This is a genomic window from Couchioplanes azureus (genome assembly GCF_014648355.1).
Classification (GTDB): domain Bacteria; phylum Actinomycetota; class Actinomycetes; order Mycobacteriales; family Micromonosporaceae; genus Actinoplanes; species Actinoplanes azureus.
Genome location: NZ_BMQY01000010.1, coordinates 186,970 through 210,987 on the forward strand (window position 1 = coordinate 186,970; position 24,018 = coordinate 210,987).

The 24,018-nt window shown below is 72.8% G+C and carries 21 protein-coding genes and 1 pseudogene; 11 read left to right on the forward strand and 11 right to left on the reverse strand.

All coding sequences use genetic code 11. From position 1 onward, the window contains the following. Positions 1-47 precede the first annotated feature (47 nt). The 5 genes from IEY99_RS28780 to hrcA form a co-directional block, all read right to left on the reverse strand. Positions 48-1,832 (reverse strand): ABC transporter ATP-binding protein, encoded by a 1,785-nt coding sequence (locus IEY99_RS28780; RefSeq protein WP_229799339.1) that lies wholly within the window; start codon positions 1,830-1,832, stop codon positions 48-50. Then, positions 1,829-3,517 carry an ABC transporter transmembrane domain-containing protein gene (locus tag IEY99_RS28785; protein WP_189207210.1) on the reverse strand — a complete coding sequence of 563 codons (1,689 nt, stop codon included), beginning with the start codon at positions 3,515-3,517 and terminating at the stop codon, positions 1,829-1,831. Before IEY99_RS28785 ends, IEY99_RS28780 begins: the two co-directional genes overlap by 4 nt. Before the next feature lie 100 nt (positions 3,518-3,617). Continuing rightward, positions 3,618-4,352 carry a 16S rRNA (uracil(1498)-N(3))-methyltransferase gene (locus IEY99_RS28790; protein ID WP_189207211.1) on the reverse strand — a complete coding sequence of 245 codons (735 nt, stop codon included), beginning with the start codon at positions 4,350-4,352 and terminating at the stop codon, positions 3,618-3,620. A gap of 2 nt (positions 4,353-4,354) precedes the next feature. Beyond that, positions 4,355-5,503 carry a molecular chaperone DnaJ gene (dnaJ, locus tag IEY99_RS28795; RefSeq protein WP_189207278.1) on the reverse strand — a complete coding sequence of 383 codons (1,149 nt, stop codon included), beginning with the start codon at positions 5,501-5,503 and terminating at the stop codon, positions 4,355-4,357. A gap of 76 nt (positions 5,504-5,579) precedes the next feature. After that, on the reverse strand, positions 5,580-6,602 hold the full coding sequence (hrcA, locus tag IEY99_RS28800) for a heat-inducible transcriptional repressor HrcA (RefSeq protein WP_189207212.1): 1,023 nt from the start codon (positions 6,600-6,602) through the stop codon (positions 5,580-5,582). A 176-nt stretch (positions 6,603-6,778) separates the two neighbouring features. Here hrcA and IEY99_RS28805 point away from each other — a divergent pair, with 176 nt between their 5' ends. Further along, positions 6,779-7,438, forward strand: a complete 660-nt coding sequence (locus tag IEY99_RS28805) for a DUF4870 domain-containing protein (RefSeq protein WP_189207213.1) — start codon at positions 6,779-6,781, stop codon at positions 7,436-7,438. A gap of 59 nt (positions 7,439-7,497) precedes the next feature. Here the strand turns inward: IEY99_RS28805 and hemW are convergent, their stop codons facing one another. Further along, positions 7,498-8,697, reverse strand: a complete 1,200-nt coding sequence (hemW, locus tag IEY99_RS28810) for a radical SAM family heme chaperone HemW (protein WP_189207214.1) — start codon at positions 8,695-8,697, stop codon at positions 7,498-7,500. Positions 8,698-8,733: 36 nt separating this feature from the next. On the opposite strand from hemW, the gene IEY99_RS28815 reads away from it, so the two are divergent. The 3 genes from IEY99_RS28815 (at position 8,734) to IEY99_RS28825 (ending at position 12,222) form a co-directional block, all read left to right on the forward strand. Next, positions 8,734-9,504, forward strand: a complete 771-nt coding sequence (locus IEY99_RS28815; RefSeq protein ID WP_189207215.1) for an enoyl-CoA hydratase-related protein — start codon at positions 8,734-8,736, stop codon at positions 9,502-9,504. A 53-nt stretch (positions 9,505-9,557) separates the two neighbouring features. Continuing rightward, positions 9,558-10,397: a hypothetical protein gene (locus tag IEY99_RS28820; RefSeq protein WP_189207216.1), complete on the forward strand. Its 840-nt coding sequence runs from the start codon at positions 9,558-9,560 to the stop codon at positions 10,395-10,397. Positions 10,398-10,536: 139 nt separating this feature from the next. Continuing rightward, the gene (locus IEY99_RS28825) at positions 10,537-12,222 is read left to right on the forward strand and encodes a PAS domain S-box protein (protein WP_189207217.1); all 1,686 of its coding nucleotides are present in this window, start codon (positions 10,537-10,539) and stop codon (positions 12,220-12,222) included. 103 nt (positions 12,223-12,325) lie between these two features. On the opposite strand, the gene IEY99_RS28830 is transcribed toward IEY99_RS28825, so the two are convergent. The 4 genes from IEY99_RS28830 to IEY99_RS28845 all read right to left on the reverse strand — a co-directional run bounded on the left by IEY99_RS28830 (position 12,326) and on the right by IEY99_RS28845 (position 16,639). Next, positions 12,326-12,604, reverse strand: a complete 279-nt coding sequence (locus tag IEY99_RS28830; RefSeq protein ID WP_189207218.1) for a GlsB/YeaQ/YmgE family stress response membrane protein — start codon at positions 12,602-12,604, stop codon at positions 12,326-12,328. A gap of 332 nt (positions 12,605-12,936) precedes the next feature. Next, positions 12,937-14,817 (reverse strand): translation elongation factor 4, encoded by a 1,881-nt coding sequence (gene lepA / locus IEY99_RS28835; RefSeq protein ID WP_189207219.1) that lies wholly within the window; start codon positions 14,815-14,817, stop codon positions 12,937-12,939. Between the two features lie 386 nt (positions 14,818-15,203). After that, the gene (locus tag IEY99_RS28840; protein WP_229799340.1) at positions 15,204-16,040 is read right to left on the reverse strand and encodes an MOSC domain-containing protein; all 837 of its coding nucleotides are present in this window, start codon (positions 16,038-16,040) and stop codon (positions 15,204-15,206) included. Positions 16,041-16,105: 65 nt separating this feature from the next. Then, positions 16,106-16,639 (reverse strand): DUF4240 domain-containing protein, encoded by a 534-nt coding sequence (locus IEY99_RS28845; protein WP_189207220.1) that lies wholly within the window; start codon positions 16,637-16,639, stop codon positions 16,106-16,108. A gap of 53 nt (positions 16,640-16,692) precedes the next feature. On the opposite strand from IEY99_RS28845, the gene IEY99_RS28850 reads away from it, so the two are divergent. From IEY99_RS28850 to IEY99_RS28880, 7 genes and pseudogenes are all read left to right on the forward strand, one after another. Continuing rightward, positions 16,693-17,667, forward strand: coding sequence for a phosphotransferase family protein (locus tag IEY99_RS28850; RefSeq protein ID WP_189207221.1), 975 nt, complete (start codon positions 16,693-16,695; stop codon positions 17,665-17,667). A gap of 341 nt (positions 17,668-18,008) precedes the next feature. Next, positions 18,009-18,275 carry a 30S ribosomal protein S20 gene (gene rpsT, locus IEY99_RS28855; protein ID WP_189207222.1) on the forward strand — a complete coding sequence of 89 codons (267 nt, stop codon included), beginning with the start codon at positions 18,009-18,011 and terminating at the stop codon, positions 18,273-18,275. Between the two features lie 1,045 nt (positions 18,276-19,320). Then, positions 19,321-20,295 carry a DNA polymerase III subunit delta gene (gene holA / locus IEY99_RS28860; RefSeq protein ID WP_229799341.1) on the forward strand — a complete coding sequence of 325 codons (975 nt, stop codon included), beginning with the start codon at positions 19,321-19,323 and terminating at the stop codon, positions 20,293-20,295. Next, a pseudogene (locus IEY99_RS28865) lies at positions 20,292-20,543 on the forward strand (hypothetical protein); the annotation flags it as partial. The gene holA and the pseudogene IEY99_RS28865, both read left to right, overlap by 4 nt. Positions 20,544-21,689: 1,146 nt before the next feature. Beyond that, positions 21,690-21,998 (forward strand): phosphotransferase, encoded by a 309-nt coding sequence (locus IEY99_RS28870; RefSeq protein WP_189207223.1) that lies wholly within the window; start codon positions 21,690-21,692, stop codon positions 21,996-21,998. Continuing rightward, positions 21,995-22,264, forward strand: coding sequence for a hypothetical protein (locus IEY99_RS28875; protein WP_189207224.1), 270 nt, complete (start codon positions 21,995-21,997; stop codon positions 22,262-22,264). The genes IEY99_RS28870 and IEY99_RS28875 overlap by 4 nt, the downstream gene beginning before the upstream one ends. A 198-nt stretch (positions 22,265-22,462) precedes the next feature. After that, entirely contained in the window at positions 22,463-23,071 is a 609-nt protein-coding gene (locus tag IEY99_RS28880; RefSeq protein ID WP_229799342.1) for an HAD family hydrolase, read from the forward strand. A gap of 108 nt (positions 23,072-23,179) precedes the next feature. Here IEY99_RS28880 and IEY99_RS28885 read toward each other — a convergent pair whose 3' ends face one another. After that, on the reverse strand, positions 23,180-23,938 hold the full coding sequence (locus tag IEY99_RS28885; RefSeq protein WP_189207225.1) for an SDR family oxidoreductase: 759 nt from the start codon (positions 23,936-23,938) through the stop codon (positions 23,180-23,182). Positions 23,939-24,018: the final 80 nt, after the last annotated feature.

Below are 24,018 nucleotides of genomic sequence, written 5' to 3' on the forward strand. Positions count from 1 at the left end.
CGCGGAGACCCGCGGGATGGTGGCTTGGATCACGAATCCGGCGGCGCTCAGGAGTGCTCGGCACCCGTGGGGGTGCGGGATTCCCAGGCGGCCCAGAGCCGGGCGTACCGGCCTCCCGCGGCGACCAGCTCGGCGTGCGGCCCGGACTCCACGATGGAGCCGTGCTCCAGCACGACGATGCGGTCGGCGGCGGCGGCCTGGGTCAGCCGGTGCGCCACCACGAGGGCCGTCCGGCCCCGCAGCGCGGCCGCGGCCGCCTGCTCCAGCGCCCGCGCACCCGCGCTGCCGGCTTCCGCGGTCGCCTCGTCCAGCACCGCCACGGCCGGATCGAGCAGGACCAGCCGGGCCAGGGCGAGCTGCTGCGCCTGGGCGGCGGTCAGGTCGTGCCCGCCCTCGCCGACGGCCGTGTCCAGGCCCTGCGGCAGCGCCCGTACCCACTCCAGCGCCCCGACCGTCGCCAGGGCGGCCTCGACGTCGGCGGGCGCCGCCGCCGGCCGGGCCAGCCGCAGGTCCTCCACGAGCGGGCCGGCGAAGACATGCGTCTCCTGGCTGACGATCGCCACGGTGTGCGCGGGCAGGTCGGCGACCGGCACGCCGCCGACCCGGGCGGTGCCGCTGCCGGGCCGCAGGACGCCGGCGGCGATCGACGCGACGGTGGTCTTGCCGGCGCCGGTGGAGCCCACGAGCGCGACCCGCTCCCCCGGTGCGACGCGCAGCGAGACGTCGCGCACCACCGGGGTGACCCCGTCGTAGCTGAAGCCCACGCCCTCCAGGGACAGCGACGCATCGGCCGGGGTCCGGCCGGCGACGCGCTGCTCCACCGGCATCCGCTGGACGCCCACGAGGCGGGCCAGGCTCGCCCCGGCGGCCTGCATCTCGTCGAAGGTGAAGAGCAGCATGGCCACCGGGTTGAACAGCCGGTGGAACAGCAGGGCGGCCGCCGACGTCTCGCCGACGGTGACCGCTCCCTCGCGAACCAGCAGGAAGCCGACCGTCAGGATCGCGGCGAGGCCCAGGAACTCGGCCCGGTTGATCCTGCCGACGAACCGGGTGAACAGCGCGAAGACGTGCACCGAGAGATCCCGGGCCCGGGCCGAGGCGCCGTCGATGTCGCGCAGGTGCCGGTCCTCCAGCCGGTAGGCGTGCACCGTACGCAGGCCCTGCATGCTCTCGACGAGCAGCTGGGACCGTTCCGCGACGGCCGCCCGCTCCTGGGCGTAGCGGGGCGCCGAGCGCGGCAGATACCAGCGGAGCGCGACCACGTAGAACGGCACCGCCAGGGCACCGGCGAGCCCGAGCCGCCAGTCGATGCCCGCCATCGCGCCGAGGCTCAGCGCGGCGAGCAGCACGGCCGAGATCAGCTCGGGGAGCACGTCGGACCCGGCCTTGCCGATCGCCGCGATGTCGGCGCCCACCCGCGACAGCAGGTCGCCGCGGCCCGCGCGGTCCAGCACGAGCGCGGGCAGCCGCAGCGCGGTCGCCACCGTGCTCTCCCGCAGGTCGGCGAGCATCCGGGCACCGAGCCGGCCGGCCAGGTACGTGGCCAGCCCGGTCGCCACGCCACCCACCACGGCGGCGACCACGATGACGACCGAGAGCCCGGCGATCGCCGAGGTGCCGGCGCCGGCGCGGACCCGGTCGACGAGCATGCCCAGCGCGTACACGGGGACGATCGAGGCGGCGGCGGCGAGCAGGCCGGCCACCAACACGCCGGTCACCTCGCCGCGGCGGCCGCTCAGCTCGGCCCGCAGCCATTCCCAGCTCTGCCCGGCGGAGGCGATCGGCAGCGCCGGCGCCCGGTCGCCGGCCGCCGCGGCTCCCGCCCGGCTCACCGCAGCACCAGTCGCCGGTAGGAGTCGTCCGTGGCGCCGAGGTCGGCGTGCCCGCCCTCGGCGGTGACCACGCCGTCGCCGAGGACGACCACCCGGTCGGTGGCGGCAAGCAGGGCCGGGCTACTGGTGATCACGACCGTGCCGAAGCCGGACCCCGGGCCGTGCCGCAGCGCGCGGATGCCCTGGGCGATGGCGTGCTCGGTGACCGCGTCCACGGCGGTGGTCGGGTCGTGCAGCACCAGCACCGGCGCCCGGGCGAGCAGGGCGCGCGCCAGGGCGAGCCGCTGCCGCTGGCCGCCGGAGAGGCTGGCGCCCCGCTCCGCGACCGGCGCGTCGAGGCCGGCGGGATGGGTCGCCACCACCTCGTCGGCGGCCGCCGCGGCGAGCGCCTCGGCCAGGAAGGTGGCGTCGTCGTGCACGGCCACGTTGGCCGCGAGCGTGCCGGTGAACAGGTCCGCATGGTGCGGCTCGACCAGCAGCAGGCGCCGGGCGTGGTCCCGGTCGACCTGCTCGATCGGGACGCCGCCGAGCAGCACCGTACCCTCGTAGCCGGCCGGGACGGCGAGCAGCTTGACCAGGGCCTCGGCGTCGGCCGGCCGGCGGGCCACGACGCCGACGAACTCACCCGGCCGCACGTGCAGGTCCAGGCCCGCGAGCGGGCCGTGGCGCACCCCGCTCAGGTGCAGCTCGCCCGGCCGGTCGGCGGGAGCCGCGACGCCCTCCGGCAGGATCAGACCGGCGTCGGCCACCCGGGCGACCCGGTCCGCCGACGCGCGTGCCCTGGCGATCAGGGCGGGCACGACCGCCAGCAGCCCGAAGGGCTCGACGAGGAACTGCGCCGAGCCGATCACGGCGATGAACTGGCCGACGGTGATCCGGCCGGTGAGGGCGAACCACCCGGCGAGGATCGCGATGCCGCACGCCACGAGCGTGCTCAGGATGGTCGAGGCGGCGAGATGGCCGCCCTGTGTCCGGGCGGCGCGCAGGGTGGCGGCGAGCGAGCGGCGGCTCACCGCGCGGTAGCGCTCGGCGGCCGCCTCCTGGGCGCCGATGCCGCGCAGCGGACGCAGGCCGGTGACCAGGTCGGCGGCGAGCGAGGTGGCCCGACCGGCCTGCTCCTGCTGGTGCGCGACCCGCCTGGTGATCAGCGGCGCGCCGAGCTGCAGCACGATCAGCACGAGCGGCGTGGCGACCAGCACCGCCAGCCCCAGCGGTACGGAGATCAGCAGCAGCGTCACGGCGCTCACCGCGGTGGCCACGACGGCACCGGCGATCCGGGGCACGTAGTCGAGCAGGTACGACGTGTTGTCGGCATCGGTGGTGGACACGGACAGCAGGTCCCCGGCGCGCAGGTCGGAGAGGATCCCGCGGGGATGCAGGATCCTCGCGGCGACCTCCACCCGGAGCCGGTGCGCCTCCTCGGCGATCGCTCCCACCAGCAGCCGCGACCCGATCCGGTACGCCGTGGTCAGGACGGCGAAGACCAGGCCCAGCGCGGCGACCCAGAGCGCCAGCGCGGCGCCGTCGCCCGGCGTGACGGCACGGTCGACGATCACGCCGACGAGGACCGGGATGGCCGCCTCGCAGGCCTGGAACACGCCGATGAGCGCGGTGCCGGCCGACAGGCGTCGGCCGTTGCGGCCGATCGTCCTGCGCAGGATGCGGCTGCCGGAGCGGGGTGACACGCTGACTCCTTCGCGCTGTCGCGGACTCGCCGGCTCCGTCGAGGGGCGGGCGCGCAGGCGAGGCTAGCCTAAGCTGCGGCGGCGAACCGTGATCGGGCTCTCACCAGCGGTCGAGCAGCGCCGACAGGACCGCCAGGGCGGCCACCCCCGCGGTGGACGTCCGCAACACCGCGTCACCCAGCCGCACCGGCTGGGCGCCCGCGGCGACGAACGCGCCCACCTCCTGGTCGCTGATCCCGCCCTCCGGGCCGACGACCAGCACGATCTCCCCGGTGGCGGGCAGCTTCGCCGAGGTCAGCCGGTCGGTCGCCTCCTCGTGCAGCACGAAGGCGGCCGCGGCGGCCGACAGCCGCGCGGCGGCCTGCTTGGTGGACACGTCCGGGTCGCCGGACACCACCGGCAGCCAGGGCCGGCGCGCCTGCTTGGCGGCCTCGCGCGCGGTGGACACCCACTTCTCCCGGGCCCGGACGCCCCGGTCGCCGCGCCACTGCGCCACCGACCGGGACGCGGCCCAGGGCACGATCTCGTCGACCCCGATCTCCGTCATCGCCTGCACGGCGAGCTCGCCCCGGTCGCCCTTGGCGATCCCCTGCACCACGACGAGGCGCGGATCCGGCGCCGGGGCGAACGTACGCTCCCCCACCTCGACGTCGACGCTGCCCCGGCCGACCCCGGTCACCTGGGCGCGCACCGAGCCGCCCCGCCCGTCGGCGAGGATGAGCGCCTCACCGGTCCGCAGCCGCTGCACGTCGGCAGCGTGGTGGCCCTCCCGGCCCGAGAGCGTGAAGCGCCGGGAAGTGGGCAGGTCGTCGACCAGGAACAGGGGTGCGGACACGGTCAGTGGCCGTTGAAGGCGTCCCGCATGCGCGAGAAGAACCCGCCCTGCTTGCTCAGCTCGGCCACGTCCTCGCCGCGCGTCTTGGCGAAGTCGCGCAGCATCCGCTCCTGGTCGGCGGTGAGCTTGGTCGGGGTCTTCACGTCGAGGTGCACGAAGAGGTCGCCGCGGCCCTGCCCGCGCAGGTGCGGCACGCCCTTGCCGCGTACCCGCAGGGTCGAGGCCGGCTGGGTGCCCGGTTTGACCTCGATGTTCTCCTCCGAGTCGAGGGTCTTGATGGTCAGCCGGGTGCCCAGGGCGGCGGCCGTCATCGGCAGCGTGACCCGGCAGTGCAGGTCGTCCCCCTTGCGGGAGTAGACGTCGTGCGGGCGCTCGTGGATCTCCACGTAGAGGTCGCCGGCCGTGCCGCCGCCGGGGCCGACCTCGCCCTGCTGGGCCAGGCGGATCCGCATCCCGTCCTCGACACCGGCCGGGATCTTGACGGTCAGCGAGCGCCGGGTCCGGATCCGGCCGTCACCGGCGCAGGTCGGGCAGGGCTGCGGGATGACCGTGCCGTGACCCTGGCAGTTCTGGCAGGGGCGCGACGAGACGACCTGGCCCAGGAAGGTGCGCTGCACCGACTGGACCTCGCCGCGGCCACCGCAGGTCTCGCAGGTGGCCAGGTGGGTGCCGGGTGCGGTGCCGGCGCCGGAGCACTGGGTGCAGAGCACCGCGGTGTCGACCGTGATCGGCGCCTCGACCCCGAACGCGGTCTCGACCAGGTCGAGCTCCAGGCGCAGGATCGCGTCGGCGCCGGGCCGGGTGCGCGGCCGCGGGCCCCGGGCACCGCCACCGCCCGCGGCCGTGCCGAAGAAGGCGTCCATGATGTCCTGGAAGCCGACGAACGGGCCGGCGCCGCCGGGACCGCCCGGGCCGGCACCCGCGCCGCCGCCGGGCGCGAGCGGGTCGCCGCCCAGGTCGACGATCTGGCGCTTCTGGTCGTCGGAGAGGACCTCGTAGGCGGCGTTGATGTCCTTGAACTTCTCGTGCGCCTCGGGGTCCGGATTGACGTCCGGGTGGTACTGACGGGCCAGCTTGCGGTAGGCACGCTTGATCTCGTCGTCGGTGGCTTCGCGGCTGATGCCGAGAATTCCGTAGTAGTCCTTCGCCACAGGGTTTCGAGTCCTCATGTCTGCCCCGCGCTGTGAAGCGCCGGAAACCTTCGTCGCTTTGCGTCAGTGCCGTGCTTCAGTTCTGGGCCAGCAGATCGCCAACGTAGCGTGCCACGGCGCGCACGGTGGCGATGGTGCCGGGGTAGTCCATCCGGGTCGGCCCCAGCACGCCGAGGCCACCAACGATTGTCGTACCCGGTCCGTAACCGGTACTCACCACCGACGCCGCCCGCAGATTGTCGATCTCGTTCTCGTCGCCGATGCGGACCCGGGTCGTGCTCGGCTCCACCTCGCCGATGAGCTTGAGCAGGATGACCTCCTCCTCGAGGGCCTCCAGCACCGGGCGCAGCGAGCCCTGGAAGTCCAGGACGCCGCCGCGGGTCAGGTTGGCCGTCCCGGCCAGCGCGAGACGTTCGTCACTGCGCTCGACCAGGGTCTCCAGGAGCACGGAGGCCACGCATGCCACCGTGCTGCGCTTCTCCGGGGCCGACTCGTCGACCAGCGCCTGCACCAGCGGCGGCGTGTCGGCGAGCTTCACCCCGGTCAGCTTGGCGTTGACCTTGCGCCGCATGTCGAGCACGTCGTCGGGGTGGGTCGGCTCGGGCAGCTCGACGAGCCGCTGCTCGACCCGGCCGGTGTCGGCGATCATCACGAGCATGATCCGGGTGCTGGAGATCGGCACCAGCTCGAGATGGCGCACGGCCGAGCGCGAGAGGCTCGGATACTGCACGACGGCGACCTGGCGGGTGAGCTGGGCGAGCAGCCGCACCGTGCGGTGCACGACGTCGTCCAGGTCGACCGCGCCGGCGAGGAACCGCTCGATGGCCCGGCGCTCGGCCGGGCTCAGCGCCTTGACCCGCGACAACCGGTCCACGAAGAGCCGGTAGCCGGCGTCGGTGGGGACCCGGCCCGCGCTGGTGTGCGGCTGGCGGATGTAACCCTCCTCCTCCAGCACGGCCATGTCGTTGCGCACGGTGGCCGGGGAGACGCCCAGCTGGCGCCGCTCGACCAGAGCCTTGCTGCCCACCGGCTCCTGGGTGGCGACGTAGTCCTCGACGATGGCACGGAGCACCTCGAGCTTGCGGTCATCGAGAGCCATGACCCCTCCCCCTGTCCACTGGCACTCCGTCGAGTCGAGTGCCAGTCTACGACGCACCGGGCCCGCGCGCGATGATCGACCGATGATGCCGGCACCGGTTAGCCGAGTGTCTATTCTTGGACCCACCTCGGGTGTTGCCCTCGCCAGGGCCGACCTGCGGTCCTACCGTGTCAGCCATGACTGAACCGCCGCGCCCGCCCGGTGAGGGAAATCCCTCGGACCCCACCGCGCCGCTCAACCCCTATCCGGGCAGCGAAGGGTCGGCCCCGCCGCCGCCCCCGGCATACGGAGCCCCCCAGCCCCCGACCTACGGCACCCCGCCCCCGACGTCCGGCGCCGGTGGGTACGCGCCGCCGCCCACCTCCGGCGCGGGCGGATACGGACCGCCGCCCGGTTCCGGCGCCCCGTACGGCGGGCCGCCGCCCGGCCAGCCCTACGGTGCTCCCGGCGGGTACGGCCAGCAGCCCGGCTACCCGTCGCAGGGTTACGGCCAGGGCAACGACGACAAGACCTGGGTCCTGGTCGCGCACTTCGGCGGCGCGGCCGGTGCCTTCCTCGGCGGCGGCGTCTCCGGCTGGATCGCGCCGCTGATCGCCATGCTGGTCCGGGGCAACCAGTCGCCGTGGGTGCGGTCCGAGGCGATCAAGGCGCTGAACTTCCAGATCCTCTGGGCGATCATCGCGGTCGTCGGCTGGCTCCTCGCCTGCATCTTCATCGGCATCTTCGTGGTCATCGCGGCCTGGCTGGTCGGCACGATCGTCGGCGTCATCGCCGGCGTGAAGGCGAACAACAACGAGCCGTACGACTATCCGATGAGCATCACGATGATCAAGTGACGCGGCGGGCGGCGCCGGACTCGACGGCGCCGCCCGGCCGGGTCGGACGTGCGGACGGGTCAGATCAGGTCGCGGAGCACGGCATCCGCCAGCAGACGGCCCCGCAGCGTCAGCACGGCCCGGCCCCGTCCGTACGCGATCGGCTCCAGCAGCCCCGCGTCCAGGGCCCGCCGCGCGCCGTCCTCCCGGGCCAGGGCCAACGGCAGGCCCTCGGCCAGCCGCAGCCGCAGCATGATCTCCTCGATCCGGCGGTCCTCGCCGGTCAGCACCTCCCGGCCGAGCCCCGGCGAGACCCCGTCGGCCAGCCTCTTCGCGTACGCGGAAGGGTGCTTGACGTTCCACCACCGCACCCCGCCGACGTGGCTGTGCGCGCCCGGGCCGAGCCCCCACCAGTCGCCGCCGGTCCAGTACAGGCGGTTGTGCCGGCAGCGTGCCGCCTCCGACGTCGCCCAGTTGGAGACCTCGTACCAGGAGAAACCCGCCGCGGAGAGGACGCTCTCCGCGGCCAGGTAGCGATCGGCCGCGACGTCGTCCTCCGGGTACGGCAGCTCGCCGCGGCGCATCCGGGCGGCCATCCGGGTGCCGTCCTCGACGATCAGCGAGTACGCGCTGACGTGATCGACCCCGGCGGAGATCACGGCGTCCAGCGAGGCGGCGAAGTCGTCCGCGGTCTCCCCCGGCGTCCCGTAGATCAGGTCCAGGTTGACGTGGTCGAAACCGGCCTCCCGGGCCTCCTCGGCGGCCCGCGGCGCCCGCCCGGCGGTGTGCCGGCGGTCCAGGATCGCGAGCACGCCCGGCGACGCCGACTGCATGCCCAGCGAGATGCGGTTGTAGCCGGCCTTGCGCAGCGCCTGCAGCGAGGCCGGGGTCACCGACTCGGGGTTGGCCTCGGTGGTGATCTCCGCGTCCGCGGCCAGGCCCCAGGTGCGGTCGATGCCCTCCAGGATCCGGCCGAGGTCGCCCGGGTCGAGCAGGGTGGGCGTGCCGCCGCCGACGAAGACCGTGTCGACCGGGGCCCGCAGGATCCCGCCGGCCAGCGCGAGCTCGCGCAGCACGGTGTCCGCGTACGCGTCCCGGCTCGCCCCGCCGCCCAGCTCGCTCGCCGTGTACGTGTTGAAGTCGCAGTAGCCGCACCGGCTGGCGCAGAAAGGCACGTGGACGTACACGCCGAAGCCGTTGCGCCCGGCCTCGCGCAGCGCCGCGGCGGGCAGCGAGCCGTCGGCCGGTACGGGCTCGCCGTCGGGCAGGGGACCAGGCATCTGCCAAGTGTGCACGGACACCGTTAGGGTTCGGTCATGGCTCTGGTCCGTACCGTCACCGACGCCGGGGTTACCACCCTGACGCTGGACAGCCCCTCGAATCGCAATGCGCTGTCCTCCCAGCTCATGACCGATCTGCTCAACGGCCTCAGCGCCGCGCTGACCGACGCCGCCGTCCGGGCGGTGGTGATCTCGCACACCGGCCCGGTGTTCTGCTCCGGCGCCGACCTGAAGGAGACCGCCGAGGCCCGGGAGAACGGCCGGGTGCCGGCCGAACTGCTCGCCGACGTGCTCGCGGCGATCTGGGAGTTCCCGAAGCCCGTGGTGGCCCGGGTCGGCGGCCCGGCCCGGGCCGGCGGGCTCGGCCTGGTCGCCGCCGCCGACATCGCCGTGTGCACCCGCGACGCCACGTTCGCCTTCTCCGAGGTTCGGCTCGGCGTGATCCCGTCCGTGATCAGCGCCACGGTGCTGCCGCGGCTGGCGCCCCGGGCCGCCGCCGAGCTGTATCTGACCGGCAACGTGTTCGACGGCGCCCGGGCGGAGCAGATCGGCCTGGTCACCGCCGCGGTCGAGGCCGACGGGCTGGACGCGGCCGTGCGCGCGTACTGCGATTCCCTGGTCAAGGGCGGCCCGCTCGCGCTGGCCGGCACCAAGCAGCTGCTGCGCCGCCCCCCGGGCGGGTCCATCCGCGCCGATCTCGCCGAGCTCTCCGAGCGCTCGGCGGCATACTTCAAGTCCGACGAGGGACGCGAAGGGGTGACGGCCTTCCGCGAGAAGCGCCCGGCGAGCTGGGTGCCGGTCACGTAAGCGGCGAGCGGTCGTTGTCTACGCTTGTCGTCCGAACGACGAGGGAGGCAGCGGTGAAGCGGAAGCCGGTCGCGGTGGCCGTGGTGGTCATCCTTCTCGGTGCGCTCGGCCTGTTCTTCGCCGGCAAGTCCTTCACCGGCGGTCTCAAGATGCCGCGGCTCGGGCCGGAGTGCACGGTCCGGGCCGACGGCGAGGTGGCCCTCGACTCGGTGCAGATGGCGAACGCGGCGACGATCTCGGCCGTGGGCATGCGGCACAAGCTGCCCGAGCGGGCCGTCGTGGTGGCGCTGGCCACGGCCTTCCAGGAGTCCAAGCTGGAGAACCTGGAGACCGGCGACCGTGACTCGGTCGGCCTCTTCCAGCAGCGGCCCAGCCAGGGGTGGGGCACCCCGGAGAAGATCCAGGACCCCCGGTACGCGGCGGACAAGTTCTACTCCGCGCTCAAGAAGGTCAAGGGCTGGGACGAGATGCGGGTGACGGACGCGGCACAGAAGGTGCAGCGGTCGGCGTTCCCGAACGCGTACGAGAAGTGGGCCGACGAGTCCGAGGTGCTCGCCCGGGCGCTCACCGGGCGGGCCACCGGCGCCGTCGAGTGCACGGTCAGCGGCAAGCCCGCGCTGCGCGGCGCCGCCGCGGCGGCCGCCCTGGCGGAGGGCTTCGCCCTGGACTGGGGCGTCCCGGCGACGACGGCGACGGACCTCACCGTCGCCGTCGAGGACCCGAGTTCGGGCTGGCGCTACGCGCACTGGCTGGTCTCGCACGCCGAATCCACCGGCCTCGAACGGGTACGTTTCGCCGATCGCGAATGGACGGCGCCGGACGGAAAGTGGCAGCCCGTAACCGGTGACCGCCGGGTGGCCAGCGGCACGGTGGTGGCCGAGGTCTTCCGCTGACCTGGGGCGACGTCCGGTCCATCCGGGTATTCGCGAGGCTCCACCCCGCTCGGCGTCGTCGCGGACAGCAGTCCCGTCCATAGCGCTGCGTATACATCGACATGGACAGACAGCGACCGTCCTGGTACTAGTTACTTCCGTGCTCCAAGCCCTGGAATGGATCCTCTTCGGAGCCGCGAGCGTCGGAGCCTTCGCCGTCGGGCTGAGCCGGCACCGGCCGGCCCGCCTCGCACCCTGGCTCCTGCTCGCCGCGTCGATCACCTGCCTCGCCGTCGGTGACGTCTGTTACGCGCTGGCCGCGCGCGACGCCGCGGCGATCTGCTACCTGACGATGTTCGTCTTCGTGGCGCTGGCACTGCTGCAGTTCACCCGCAGAGGCGCCCTGCTCATGAGTCGCGCGCGGCTCATCGACCTGCTCGCGGCCGCCTGCGCGGCCCTGCTCGTCGGATGGGTCTTCCTGATCGGCGACAGCGGCCGGTTCGCCGCCCTCTCCGCGACCGACGTGATCGGCGCGCTGCTGCTCATCGGCGTCACCGTCCGGCTGGCGGCGGCCGCCTGGTTGAACTGGTCCGCGCTGCTGCTCTGCACGGGCGCGATCGGCCTGCTCGTCAGCGACGTCGCGTACGGCCTGGCCCCAGGGTGGCCGAGCGAGATCGGCTACATGGTGCTCTACGTCGCGTGGGGCGCGGCCGCCCTGCACCCGTCCATGGTCCGCCTGACCACCCCGATCCCGACCCACCCGGCCCCGTGGCAGGGTCGCTGGGCGGCGCTGCTGGGAGTGTCGGTCGCCACGCCGCCGCTGGTCCTGATGGTCGAGGCGGTGTCGGGCACGGTGACCGACGGCGTGGTCATCGCGGTGGCCTCCGCCCTCACCCTGGTGCTGACGATCACCCGCCTCGCCGACTCGGTGACGCTCAACAGCCACGCCCTGGTCCGCGAACGAGCGCTGCGCGAGGCCAGCGCGGCCCTGGTCGCCGCGGCGGACGAGGTCGCCGTCGACCGCGCGGTCCGCGGGGCGGTGACCCAGCTCCTGCACCCGAACGACCTGACGCGGGTGGTGTTCGCGACCGACGACCGCGAGCTCGCCCTGGAGGCCTTCCCCCCGGCGCCGAGCGGCCCCCGCCCGCGCAGCTGGTGGCTCGACCCGTCCCGTTCCCCGGCCGGCTCCGGCGCCCGGACCGGCTCCCGGGCGCGAGATGACGCCGGCGACGGCACGCTGGTGTGCCCGCTCTGGCTCGAACCCCTGGCGGTGGCCCGCCCCAGCGGCGGCGCCCTGGTCCTCGAGGGCCGCCGCGACGTCCTGGCCGCCAGCCGCGACGCCCTCGAGGTCCTCGCCGGCCAGGCGGCCCTGGCCCTGGACCGCATCAGCCTGGTCGACGCGGTCGGCCGCCGCGACAGCGACCTCTACCTGCGCGCGGTCATCCGCAACACCGCAGACATCATGCTGGTGGTGGACGACGACCAGGTCATCCGGTACGCCAGCCCCGCCCTGCACGACCTGATGGGCATCGACGAGCTCCCGCCGTTCGCGACGCTGCCGGATCTGGTCCACCCGGACGACACCAGCCACGTCCGCCGCGCCCTCCGAGAGGACGGCGACGGCGTGCTCTACTGCGCCCTGCGCCGCCCCGACGACACCCAGATCCTCGTCGAGGCCACCTACCGCGACCTGCGCGGGGACCGCCTCGTCCAGGGCTTCGTGGTGACCGTCCGCGACGTGACCCGGGCCCACGACCCGGTCGAGCGGATGCCCCACCTGGAGCACGTCGACGCCCTCCCGGCCTGGGTGAACCGCCGCAGCGCGCAGCACAAGTTCCGGTATTGAGAAGTGGCGCCTGCTTTCCCGGCGCATACCCGAGACGCCGGGTCCCTGAGGACCCGGCGTCTGCTGGTGGTGCGGTTCCTCCAAGCCCCCGAGGGGCCCGAGGTCAGCGGCGGCTGTAGCCGCGACGACCGCCGATGCCGACGACCAGCGCCACACCCAGCGCGGCGAGGACGACCTGGAACAGCAGCTCGGTCCAGTCGACCCCGCTGGTGTCGGCCACACCGATGGCACGGGCGATCACGGTGCCCAGCAGCGCCGCCACGACGCCGATGACCATCGTCAGCCAGATCGGAATGTTCTGCTTGCCCGGTACGACCAGGCGGCCCAGGGCGCCGATGATGAGGCCGACGATGAGCGCGGTGATGATGCCGGTGACAGTCATGGAATACCTCCTCGGGGGTGGTGCATTCGTTGCGTCCGTCGCACCGCAGAGTTCCCGAGGTCCCGAAAAATCAAACCGCCGAATTGCCAGGAACCTTTCAGCCAGTCCCTGCCACCAAGGCCGCCACAACGCCGTCCGCGCAGTTCAAGGCCCTTTACGAGGTTCGCGGCGCTTTCCTGCCCGCCGGGTGGAATCCACCCCCTCGGACCACGCACCGGGCCCCCGGCCCGGACGGGATTCCGCTCTCGCCGACCGAAGCCCTACCCGCAGACGCCGGCGGCGCCGCGAATCCGTGATCCGCGACGCCGCCGGCTTGGTTGCGCCGAGCCAGGCTACTTCTTGCCGCCACCCTTGGTGTCGGGGCCGTCCGAGGTCGACAGCGCGGCGATGAAGGCCTCCTGGGGCACCTCCACCCGGCCGACCATCTTCATCCGCTTCTTGCCTTCCTTCTGCTTCTCGAGCAGCTTGCGCTTGCGGCTGATGTCACCGCCGTAGCACTTGGCGAGCACGTCCTTGCGGATGGCGCGGATCGTCTCCCGGGCGATGATCCGGCTGCCGATCGCCGCCTGGATGGGAACCTCGAACTGCTGCCGCGGGATCAGCTTCTGCAGCTTGGACGCGATCGTGACCCCGTAGTTGTAGGCCTTGTCCTTGTGCACGATGGCGCTGAACGCGTCCACCGGCTCGCCGTGCAGCAGGATGTCCACCTTCACCAGGTCGGCCACCTGCTCGCCGGAGGGCTCGTAGTCGAGGGACGCGTACCCCTTGGTCTTGCTCTTGAGCTGGTCGAAGAAGTCGAAAATGATCTCCGCGAGCGGCAGGGTGTAGCGCAGCTCGACCCGCTCGGAGGACAGGTACTCCATGCCGAGCAGGTGGCCGCGGCGGCTCTGGCACAGCTCCATGACGGCGCCCACGTACTCGTTGGGCACCAGCACCGTGGCCCGTACCACCGGCTCGTGGATCTCGGCGATCTTGCCGTTCGGGAACTCGCTCGGGTTGGTGACGACGTGCTCCTGCATGTCCTCGGTGATCACCTGATAGACCACGTTCGGCGCGGTGGAGATCAGGTCGAGGTTGAACTCCCGCTCCAGGCGCTCGCCGATGATCTCCAGGTGCAGCAGCCCGAGGAAGCCGCACCGGAACCCGAACCCGAGCGCCGCGGAGGTCTCCGGCTCGTAGGTGAGCGCGGCATCGTTGAGCTTGAGCTTGTCGAGCGCGTCGCGCAGGGCCGGATAGTCGGAGCCGTCGATCGGGTACAGCCCGGAGTACACCATCGGCTTCGGGTCCTTGTACCCGCCGAGCGGCTCCCGAGCCGGCCGGCCGTTGCCGGTGACGGTGTCGCCGACCCGCGACTGCCGCACGTCCTTCACGCCGGTGATGAGGTAGCCGACCTCACCGACCCCGAGCGCGCCGGCCTTCTCCATCTCCGGAGAGACGACCCCGATCTCGAGCAGCTCGTGCACGGCCCCGGTCGACATCATCTTGATCCGGTCCCGGGCCTCGATCCGCCCGTCGACGACCCGCACATAGGTGACGACGCCGCGGTACACGTCGTACACGGAGTCGAAGATCATCGCTCGCGCGGGCGCGTCGGCCTCGCCGACCGGCGGCTGGAACTGCCGCACGATCTCGTCGAGCAGGTGCTCGACGCCCTCGCCGGTCTTGCCGGAGACCTTCAGCACGTCGCCGGGCTCGCACCCGATCAGCTTGGCGAGCTCCTCGGCGTACTTCTCGGGCTGGGCGGCCGGCAGATCGATCTTGTTCAGCACGGGAATGATGTGCAGATCGTTCTCCATGGCCAGGTACAGGTTGGCCAGGGTCTGCGCCTCGATCCCCTGCGCCGCGTCGACCAGCAGCACCGCGCCCTCACAGGCGGCCAGACTGCGGGACACCTCGTACGTGAAGTCGACGTGCCCGGGAGTGTCGATCATGTTGAGGACCGCGGACTGACCCTGCTGCTCGCCGGCGCGAACGACCCAGGGCATGCGCACGGCCTGGCTCTTGATCGTGATGCCGCGCTCACGCTCGATGTCCATGCGGTCGAGATACTGCGCCCGCATCTGCCGTGGGTCGACCACGCCGGTGATCTGCAGCATCCGGTCGGCCAGGGTCGACTTGCCGTGGTCGATGTGGGCGATGATGCAGAAGTTGCGGATGCGACCCGGATCGGTCGCTCCGATGATGTTCACGCCGGGGTCGAGCGGTCCAGGCACGTTCGTCCGTTCTGTTCAAGCAGGTCAGATCTGCCGACTGGCAACCGGCACGAGGTCCGGCCCTCCTATCGTCCCACGCCGCGAACCCACCCCGGACAAGACCCGATCCTCCGGCCTCCCCGGCTCGGCGAGAACCCGGCCCGCCCAGCAGACCGCCGCACGAATCGCCCTCGACGGCAACCGGAACGCGCGGCCGCTCCCGCCGACCTACCTCCTCAGCCCACCTCGCCCCGGGGCCGGCGCATGTGAACCGCGCCCTGCCCCTCAGCTCCTTCCGCCGGGGCCCGCAAAGCCGGGGCCTGCAAAGCCGAGGGCCCGCAAAGCCGAGGGCCCGCAAAGCCGAGGGCCCGCAAAGCCGAGGGCCCGCAGAGCCGGGGCCTGATCGGTCAGACCCGATCCAGCGCCCGATGGGCGACCACGGTCGGCAACTCGACGGTGATGGCGTCGCCCGGCCGAACCGTCCCACCGCGCAGCACGACGGCCATGACACCGGCCTTGCGCACCAGGTTGCCGTCCGCATCCTTGCCGAGCACCTGCTTGAGCAGCCCCGCCCGGAAGCCGTTGATCTGCTGACAGGGATTACGCAACCCCGTGACGACGACGGCGGGCCGCGGGTCGGCCGTCCCATCCCGCGAACCCTCGGCCGCGACGACAGCCGCAAGCACCGCGACGGCACCCTCGGTAGCCGGATCAAGCGAAGCCCGCCGGGCGACGGCGACAACGTCGCCTGCGTCACCCGGGCCGCCCCTCCCCGCCGGGCCGGTGCCGTTCGTGCCGCTGCTGGACGGTGCAAACGGCTCCGAAGGCGGGCGCCCGAAGCGCAGAACCGTTCCACACGGGAGCGACAGGAGGTCGAGCCCCATCGTCGTGACGTTCTCCCCCAGCGCGCCCGGGGCAACGTCGTAGCCGACGGTCCGCAGCTCGTCGTGCAGCTCGGCGTGGATGAGGTGGACCTGCCGCAGGTTCGGCTGGGCCGGATCCGCGGCGACCCGGCTGCGGTGCCGCACGGTGACGCCGGCGTGGATGTCGTCACGCACGCCGAGACCGGTGACCAGCTCGATCGCGTCACGCCGAGGCTTGCCGAAGGAATAGGCGTCGTTGCGGCTCACCGCGACAACCGCGCCCCGCAGAGACGCAGGGTTCTGCCGAGGAGTGCTCATGGCGTGACCTGTCGAAGGGTGCTCATGGCGTCGATCTTCCCCATTCGTTCCCGGCGTCGTCACCCTCGCCCGCAGCACCGGGAGGGGGCGAGTCACTCCAACCCGGAGGAACCAGACAGCAGAGTCGCTCAGTCCGGGGGCTCGAGGAAGAGAGAGGACAGGCGGGGCAGGCGGCGGCGCATCTCTTCTTCGTCGTCGAAGTCCCAGAGCATGGAGGCGTCCGGGCGGTTCGGGGCGGCCTCGGCGGGCGGCAGCTCGTCGCCCGTCGCTTCCCGGTGGGCGACCTGGGCGATCGTCAGCACCTCCTCCGCCTCGAACACCGCGCCGGTCGCCGCCGCGGCGCGAACCGAGGGCAGGTCGGCGAGGGAGTCGGGGTCGCGGACGGCCCGGGCCAGGACCTCGCGGCCGTTGGCGATCAGCCATCCGCGGAAGTGGTCGAACCCGTCGTCCGAGCAGCCGCCGTTGACGAGGTAGGCCGCCGCCCACAGATCCTCCTTGCCGGAGGCGGCCATCACCTTGTCGAGGTGGCGGGCCCAGGCCACGATCTCGGCGGGGTCGCGCCCGGCCAGATCGGCGGCCGCCCGCTTCGCCACCTCGCCGGGCGAACCCGGCCGGTCGGCGGTCGCCCGGTCGATGACCGCCCAGAAGTCGTCCGTTCTCATGGGCGACAGCCTGCCAGCCGGGTACGACAAAAGCGGGGAGGCAGGATGGGGGCATGCGTCCGATATCGCTGCCCGAGGTCGCCTACGGTGCTACCGCCGTACGCCCGGATTGGGGGGATCTGCCGTTGGCCCTGCGGGCGGCGATCGAGGCCCGGCTCGGCGCCCGGGTGACCGCCTCGGCCACCGCAGGCGGGGGCTTCACCAGGGCTTTCGCGGCCGTCGTGGAGACCTCGGCCGGCGACCGCGCGTTCCTCAAGGCGGCTCCCCTGGACCACCCCGATGCCGATGCCTACGCCCGTGAGGCGGCCGTCACATCCGCGCTGCCTCCCGGCGTACGGGCACCACGGCCCCGCTGGACGCTGACGGCGGAAGGTCACTACGTGCTGTGCATGCAAGCGCTCGACGGACGCGTACCCGGACTCCCCTGGCAACCGGACGACCTCGCGGCGGCACTGCGGGCGTGGCACACGGCTGCCGCGGCTCTGTCCCGGCCGACGACCCCGGGGCTGCCGCAGCTGAGCGACATCGTGAGAGGCGAGCTGTCCTGGTGGTCGGAGATCGCGGCCGGCCGGGCCCCGCTTCCCCCGGCACCCGGGTGGGTCCGCGAGCGCCTCGACGACCTGGCGGATCTCGAGCAGGGGCTGCCGGCACTGGTCGCCGGACCCGGAATGCTCCACGGCGACCTGCGGATAGACAACGTCATGATCGACGCGTACGGGGAAGCCTGGCTGTGCGACTGGACCTGGCCGTGCCTGGGCGCACCCTGGTTCGACGCGGTGACTCTGCTGGTCACGGCGTACGCCAGCGGGCTCGACGCGGACCGGCTGCTGACACCCTGGGCGGCCCCGACGGCTGGCGTGGACGGGGCACTGGCGGCGCTGAGCGGCTACTGGCTGACCCGCGCGGCCGGAAGGCCGAGCACCGCCTCACCGCACAGCCGCCAGCACCAGAGGTTCAGCGGCGAACAGGCCCTGGCCTGGCTGGCCACCCGGCGCACCTGGCACCCACCCGCCGAGAACACCGCCTGACCTGGCCGCCGCCGAGAATGTCGCCTGGCTCCCACCCCGCGCCGCGCGGCCTTTCACCTCATGCGCCGAGAGTTCGCCCGACCTTCGGTCCGCGGCCAGATGCACCGCCCGGAGTGGCCGACCACCGTCCGCTGCGCCCACCCGGAGGCCACCCCGCTGCGGAGGTCCTCGGCGACCCGCTAACGTTCCCCGGGACGAACCGGCCCCGTGGACTGCTCGATTTGGGCGGGCCCGATCAGGCCTGATACATTGGTTCGTCGCGTGTGGTGACGCGCTGCTGCTTGCCGTCCGTCGCCACCGTCCGAGTACATCATCCGAACTAGTCAGGACAAGGCTGTCGCGTGGCGAACATCAAGTCCCAGATCAAGCGCAACCGGCAGAACGAGAAGGCCCGGCTGCGCAACAAGTCGGTCAAGTCGTCGCTGAAGACCGTGATCCGCAAGCTGCACGAGGCGAGCGAGGCCGGCAACACCGAGACGGCCACCGCTCTGCTGCGTGACGCCTCGCGTCAGCTCGACAAGGCCGTGAGCAAGGGCGTCATCCACAAGAACCAGGCGGCGAACCGCAAGTCGGCCATCGCCAAGCGGGTCGCCTCGCTGTCTGCCTGATCACTGACCAACCACGGTCGCGCCCCCGGGGCCCGACCGGGTCGTAGATCGCTCTCCAGGCACCGCCGGACTCTCCGAGTCCAGCGGTGCCTGAGCTGTTTCCACCTCCCGGGCCGCCGGAAGCGGCCCGCCCGCCGCGACCGCAACCAGCACGGGCCGGCAACAACCGACACAGCTCGTCCCGGGCCGATCCCACCCGGCCTGACCCAGCACGGGCCGACGCCACCAAGAACGGCCCGACGCGACTCGGCGCGGCGCGCCGCGACCAGGGGTCACGCGACCCCACGTGACCCAGTGCGTACCAACCTCCACCCAGCATGGGCCGGCGCGGTTCGGCCTGACGTGACCCGGCGCGGTTCGGCCCGGCGCGGTTCGGCGCGGTTCGGCCCGGCGCGAAGCCGCCCCGCGCCGCCTGGTGCAAAGCGGCCCCGCACGGCTTGGCGCGGTTCCGCCCTGCGCGGTTCGGCGCGGTTCCACGCGGCGCGGTTCGGCCCGGCGCCAAACCACCCCGCACGGCCTGGCGCGGTTCCACCCCGCACGGTTCGGCGCGGTTCGGCGCGCGGCCCGGCGTCATACCGCTGGCGATGGAATCCGGGGGGTGGTGCGGGGCCGCTCCCGCCCTCGCCGACTAGATCACTGACGGTGTCCGGTCGCCGTGGCGGAGAAGAGCTGGCGTGATGTCGGCGAAAGGCGTGGAGCGCACGCGGGACCACCGACTCCGGCGGATGCGCGCGTGACCAGGGTCGGGACGGCAGGTGCCGGGCCGTGTGTCACGGGACCGGACTGTGCCCGTACTTATAAAAAGCCCCACCCCCGACACGCCCGAATTAGGCCTTGTGTTTGGTTCGACCCCCGGCTATCGGTCGGGATGTGCGTCGGATCACGTTCCCGGCGTGGCGGCGCCGTCCCTCCTGATCGAGGCGGTTGTGCACGCGGCGGGCATGGCAGCCTACCGATATGTCTGGTTTCGCGTTCGATGATCAGACAGCTGCGCGCAGGAGTGAGGCTCGCGGAAGTGTCGGACCGACATGCAAAGATTCTGTACGTGAAAAGCGCACCTCCCGCCCCCGTCGTCCTCGTTCTCGGTGACGAGGAGCTGCTTGCCGCGCGTGCGATCACCGCGACGGTCGAGGCGGCGCGGGAGCAGGATCCCGGGGCCGACGTCCGGGAGTACGAGGCGGGTCAGCTCAGCGCCGGCGAGGTGGCCGAGATGCTCAGCCCTTCGCTGTTCGGCGGGCGGCGCGTGCTGGTCGTGCGCGGTGGGCAGGATGCGCGCAAGGATCTCGCTTCCGCCCTGCTTTCCTATGCGAAGAGTCCCGATCCCGACGTGACGCTCGTCGTCGCCCACCTCGGCGCGGCCAAGGGCAAGGCGTTCGCCGACGGGCTGAAGTCGGCGGGGGCGACCGTGGTGCCCGCCGTCAAGCTCAAGGGCGACCGGGAGAGGATCGCGTTCGTGCGCGACGAGTTCCGGCGCCATGGCGGGCGGTGCGACGAGGCCGCCGCGTCCGCGTTGCTGCAGGCCGTGGGCACGGATTTGCGCGAGATAGCGGCCGCGTGCTCGCAGCTGCTCGCCGATACCGACGGCAGGATCAGCGCCGCCGTGGTCGCCCGCTACTACAAGGGGCGGGCCGAGGTGAGCGGGTTCGCCGTGGCCGATGCCGCGATGGTCGGCGACGTGCCGGGGGCGCTGGAGGCCCTGCGCTGGGCCCTGCACGTCGGGGTCGACCCCGTGCCGATCGCCGACGCGCTCGCCGACGGCGTGCGCACGGTCGCCCGGGTGGCGTCCGCCGGGCGCGGCAACCCCTACCAGATGGCCAGCTCCCTCGGCATGCCCGCGTGGAAGATCCAGAAGGCCCAGGAGCGCAGCCGCGGCTGGACCCCCGAGGGCCTGGTCGACGCGATGCGCGCCGCCGCCGACTGCAACGCCGCGGTCAAGGGCGGTGCCGAGGACCGGGGCTACGCGCTGGAGCAGGCGGTCTTCGCGGTGGCCCAGGCTCGGCAGTCCGGAGGTGCCCGATGACGCGGTCCCGCCGTGCCGGGCTGTCCCGCGACGAGGTGCGGCAGCAGCCGCTCTACGCGCGGATGCTGGGGCTGCAGTATCTGGCGCCCAGCGGCTTCCTCTGCTTCGTCTTCCTCGAGGGAGCGGTCGCCCTCGGCATCCTGCTGGCCCTGGCGGAGCTCGTCAGCTGGTGGGGCGTGCTGGTGCTGCCGGTGACCGTCGCGGCGATGGTCAAGCTGAACGACGTCGTGGCCGGGGCGCTGACGAGGCCGCAGGTGCGCACTTCCGGGGGCGGGGGGCGCAGCGGTGCGGAGTTCGGCGGGCGGGAGCCGGGATCCCGGGGTGCGGAGACGGTGCGGATTCCCGAGTCGCTGATCGCGAACGTCAGTGCCGCGCCGCCGACGCGACCGGCTGGGCTACCGATGGGTGGCGGACTGCCTTCGGATGCCGGGTTGCCTCCAGCCGGCGGGTTGCCGACAGCCGGGCGGGTGGAAGGCGGACGGCCGACGCGTGTCGGAGAGGGTCCGACGAGGACGTTCGAACGTGTGCCGGCCGACGGTCCGGTGGCACCCCCCGTCTCCGGAGACCGGTGGGCGCCGGAGAGCCCCGGCCGCTTCACGCCCGTCAGCGCGGACCGCTTCACAGCCGACAGCACAGACCGCTTGACGCCCGACGGTGCGGGCCGCTTCACGCCCGGCAGCGCGGGCCGCTTCGCCCCGGACAGTGCCGGCCGTTTCAGCCCTGACGGCGCCGGCCGTTTCGCCGGTGAAGGCGCGAGCTCGTTCGACCGTGACCCGGCGGCGTCGTTCACTCACGACGGTGCGGGCTCGCTCAGGGGTGACAGCCCGGCCCCGTTCCCGCACGGTGGCGGGGAGCCGTTCCCGCACGGTGGTGGAGAGCCGTTCCCGCACGGTGGTGGAGAGCCGTTCCCGCACGGTGGTGGAGAGCCGTTCCCGCACGGTGGTGGGGAGCGATGGGCGGTGCGCGACGGCGAACAGCAGCGTCCGGCCGGACCGCCGATCGGGGCGGAAGGCTTCGTCGTCGACCCGGCGGCTATGGACGGGGTCGGGGGTCCGCTGCACGCGTCCGGGGCCGCCATCGACGAACCTGGCATGTTCCAGAGCCCGCGCACGGTGCAGCAGTGGGCGAGCAGCCAGGTGGACGACCACCAGCAGCGCGCCCGCCAGTCCGCGGCGCGGCGCTACGAGTGACGGCCGCGGAACAACTTCGGAGCCTGCCGGCTGTGAGCCTCGTGGCGCCGAGGGCGCACACGGCACTACGGGCGAGGACCGCGGAACAGCTTCGGAGCTACCGGCCTTGACACTCGGCGGTGCGCGAGGGGGCATCCGGCACCGCTGGCAGGCCCGCCGGTAACCCGTCAGCGGAGTGAGCGCCCGCGACGGCATGATCAGATGGTGGCGTTGAGTTCGGAGTCGGTCGCCGCCTGGTCGGGCATCGAGTTGGTGGAGCGTCTGGCGGGCGGAGCCCGCAACGAGGTCGTCCTCGCGCGTCGCGGTGGGCGACGGGTGGTCGTACGCCGGTCTGCTCGTTCCCTGGCCGCCCTGGAGTGGGAACTGGATCTGCTGAACCACCTCGCGAGTCACGGCATCGGCGTCCCCCGTCTGGTAGCCACCGACGATGGACGCAGGCACGTGGATGGTGTGCAGGTCCACGAGTTCGTCGACGGCAGGCGGCCTCGGGACAGGCCGGACCGGCAGCGGTGATCGATGCGCTGGCGACCGTGCACGAGTTGACTGTCGGGTGGCCACAGGGCCCGGGATTTGCCTCGGCCCGGCAGTTGCTGGATCTCGACCGTGGCGGTGACGTCCGTTTGGACGCCATGCCGCCGGAAGCGGTACGAGCCGTGCGCGCCGCCTGGCAGCAGACTCTGGCCACCGCCGGCGTGGCATGGGAAGCCGCGACCTGCGGGGTACCGGAACCGGAATACGCCGCACGACGGCTGGCGGAACTCTCCGTCCGATCGAACTAGTCATGCGTGCCACGACACCGAGGCCGGGAAGACGCCGGAGGTTGGCCGGCAAAACCTTCCGCCGATCGAGCCGCCATGGGTACTCGGATATCCGGCGTTGCGGAGCGCGTCGCTCCGTATGCACGCCGTGAAGGGAACCGCTCACTACGCAGCATTGCGTATGGAAGCGCTCCGCCGTTCCTCCCTACGCTTTTGATCATGGTGATTCGTGCGGTGGTTTTCGATGTCGGAGGTGTGCTGGCGCTGGTCGAACCGATGGACTTCGACCGGCGGTGGGAGGCCGAGCTCGGCCTGGCCGACGGGGCGATCGGCGCCGCCATGGCCGACGTGTGGGCGGCCGGCGCGCTGGGCCGGGTGAGTGAGGACGAGGTGCACAAGGCCATGCGCGACCGGCTCGGGCTCACCCGGGAGCAGGTCGACGCGGTGATGGCCGAGATGTGGCGGCAGTATCTGGGTGTCCCGAACACCGAGCTGATCGCGTACGCCCGAGCGCTGCGCCCGGCGTACCGCACGGGGATCCTGAGCAACAGCTTCGTCGGCGCGCGCGAGCGGGAGCATCGGGAGTTCGGCTTCGGCGACCTGGTGGACGAGCTGATCTACTCGCACGAGGTGGGGATGAGCAAGCCGGATCCGGCGCTGTGGGAGCTCGCCTGCCGGCGCATGGGCGTCGCGCCGGGCGAGACGGTGTTTGTGGACAACGCGCCGGCCCTGGTGCAGAGCGCCCGGGAGTTCGGCATGCAAGCCGTACTCTTCCGCGACACCGTTCAGGCCACCACCGACCTCGACGCCCTGCTGGCGACGAGGTGACCCGCCGAAACCGGCCGTCGGCCCGCACGGGGACGTCTCCCCCTGAGTCCGGATGTCGCGTCCGCGGTCGTAGGCGGCCTGGGCGGCACGGGCTTTGCCGTGGCAGGGTCACTCCGACCGCCCCGCCGACCATGAATCCTGACGCTGCTCCGCCAGCCACTGGTCGAAGGTCTGCACGCCGCGGGCTCCCGGCCCGCTCGGCAGCAGGCCCCTGCCCATCGGCCCCGGCACCCAGAGCGGCAGCACCGGCCGCCGCCGCGCGCCGCCCGCGGCGATGAGCCGCCGCGCCATCGTGACCAGCGACTCCACCCGGGGCCCGGCCAGGTCTCCCGCCATTCCGCGCGGCTCCTCACCGGCCAGCGCCACGAGCGCCTCGGCGACCTCGCGCACCGCGATCGGTTGCACGGTCAGTTTCGGCACGACCGCGACCGGCCCGGGCACCCGCTCGAGCAACTGGCCCGCGAACTCGTGGAACTGGGTCGCCCGCAGCACGCTCCACGGCACCGCGCCGGCGCGGGCGACCGCCTCCTGGCACAGCTTGCCCTGGTAGTAGCCGCTCTTGACCCGGTCGATCCCGACGATCGACAGCACGACGTGGTGGCGCACCCCCGCCCGCGCGGCCGCCGCCAGCAGGTTGCGCCCCGCCCGCTCGAAGAAGCCGACCGCGACGGCGCGCCTCGTCGTCGTCACGTTGCTGACGTCGATGGTGACGTCCACCCCGTTCAGCGCCGCGTCGAGCCCGGCGCCGCTCACCAGGTCGACGCCACGCCCGCGCGCCAGCACCACCGGCTCATGGCCGGCGGCGGACAGGGTCTCGACCACATGCCGGCCGGTGAGGCCGGTTCCGCCCGCGACTGCAACCTTCATCGTCTCGCTCCCTGCTGTCAGTGTGTCGCATCAGGGACGGACCACCACCGGGGAACGTGACACCAGCGGGAGCCCGTGGT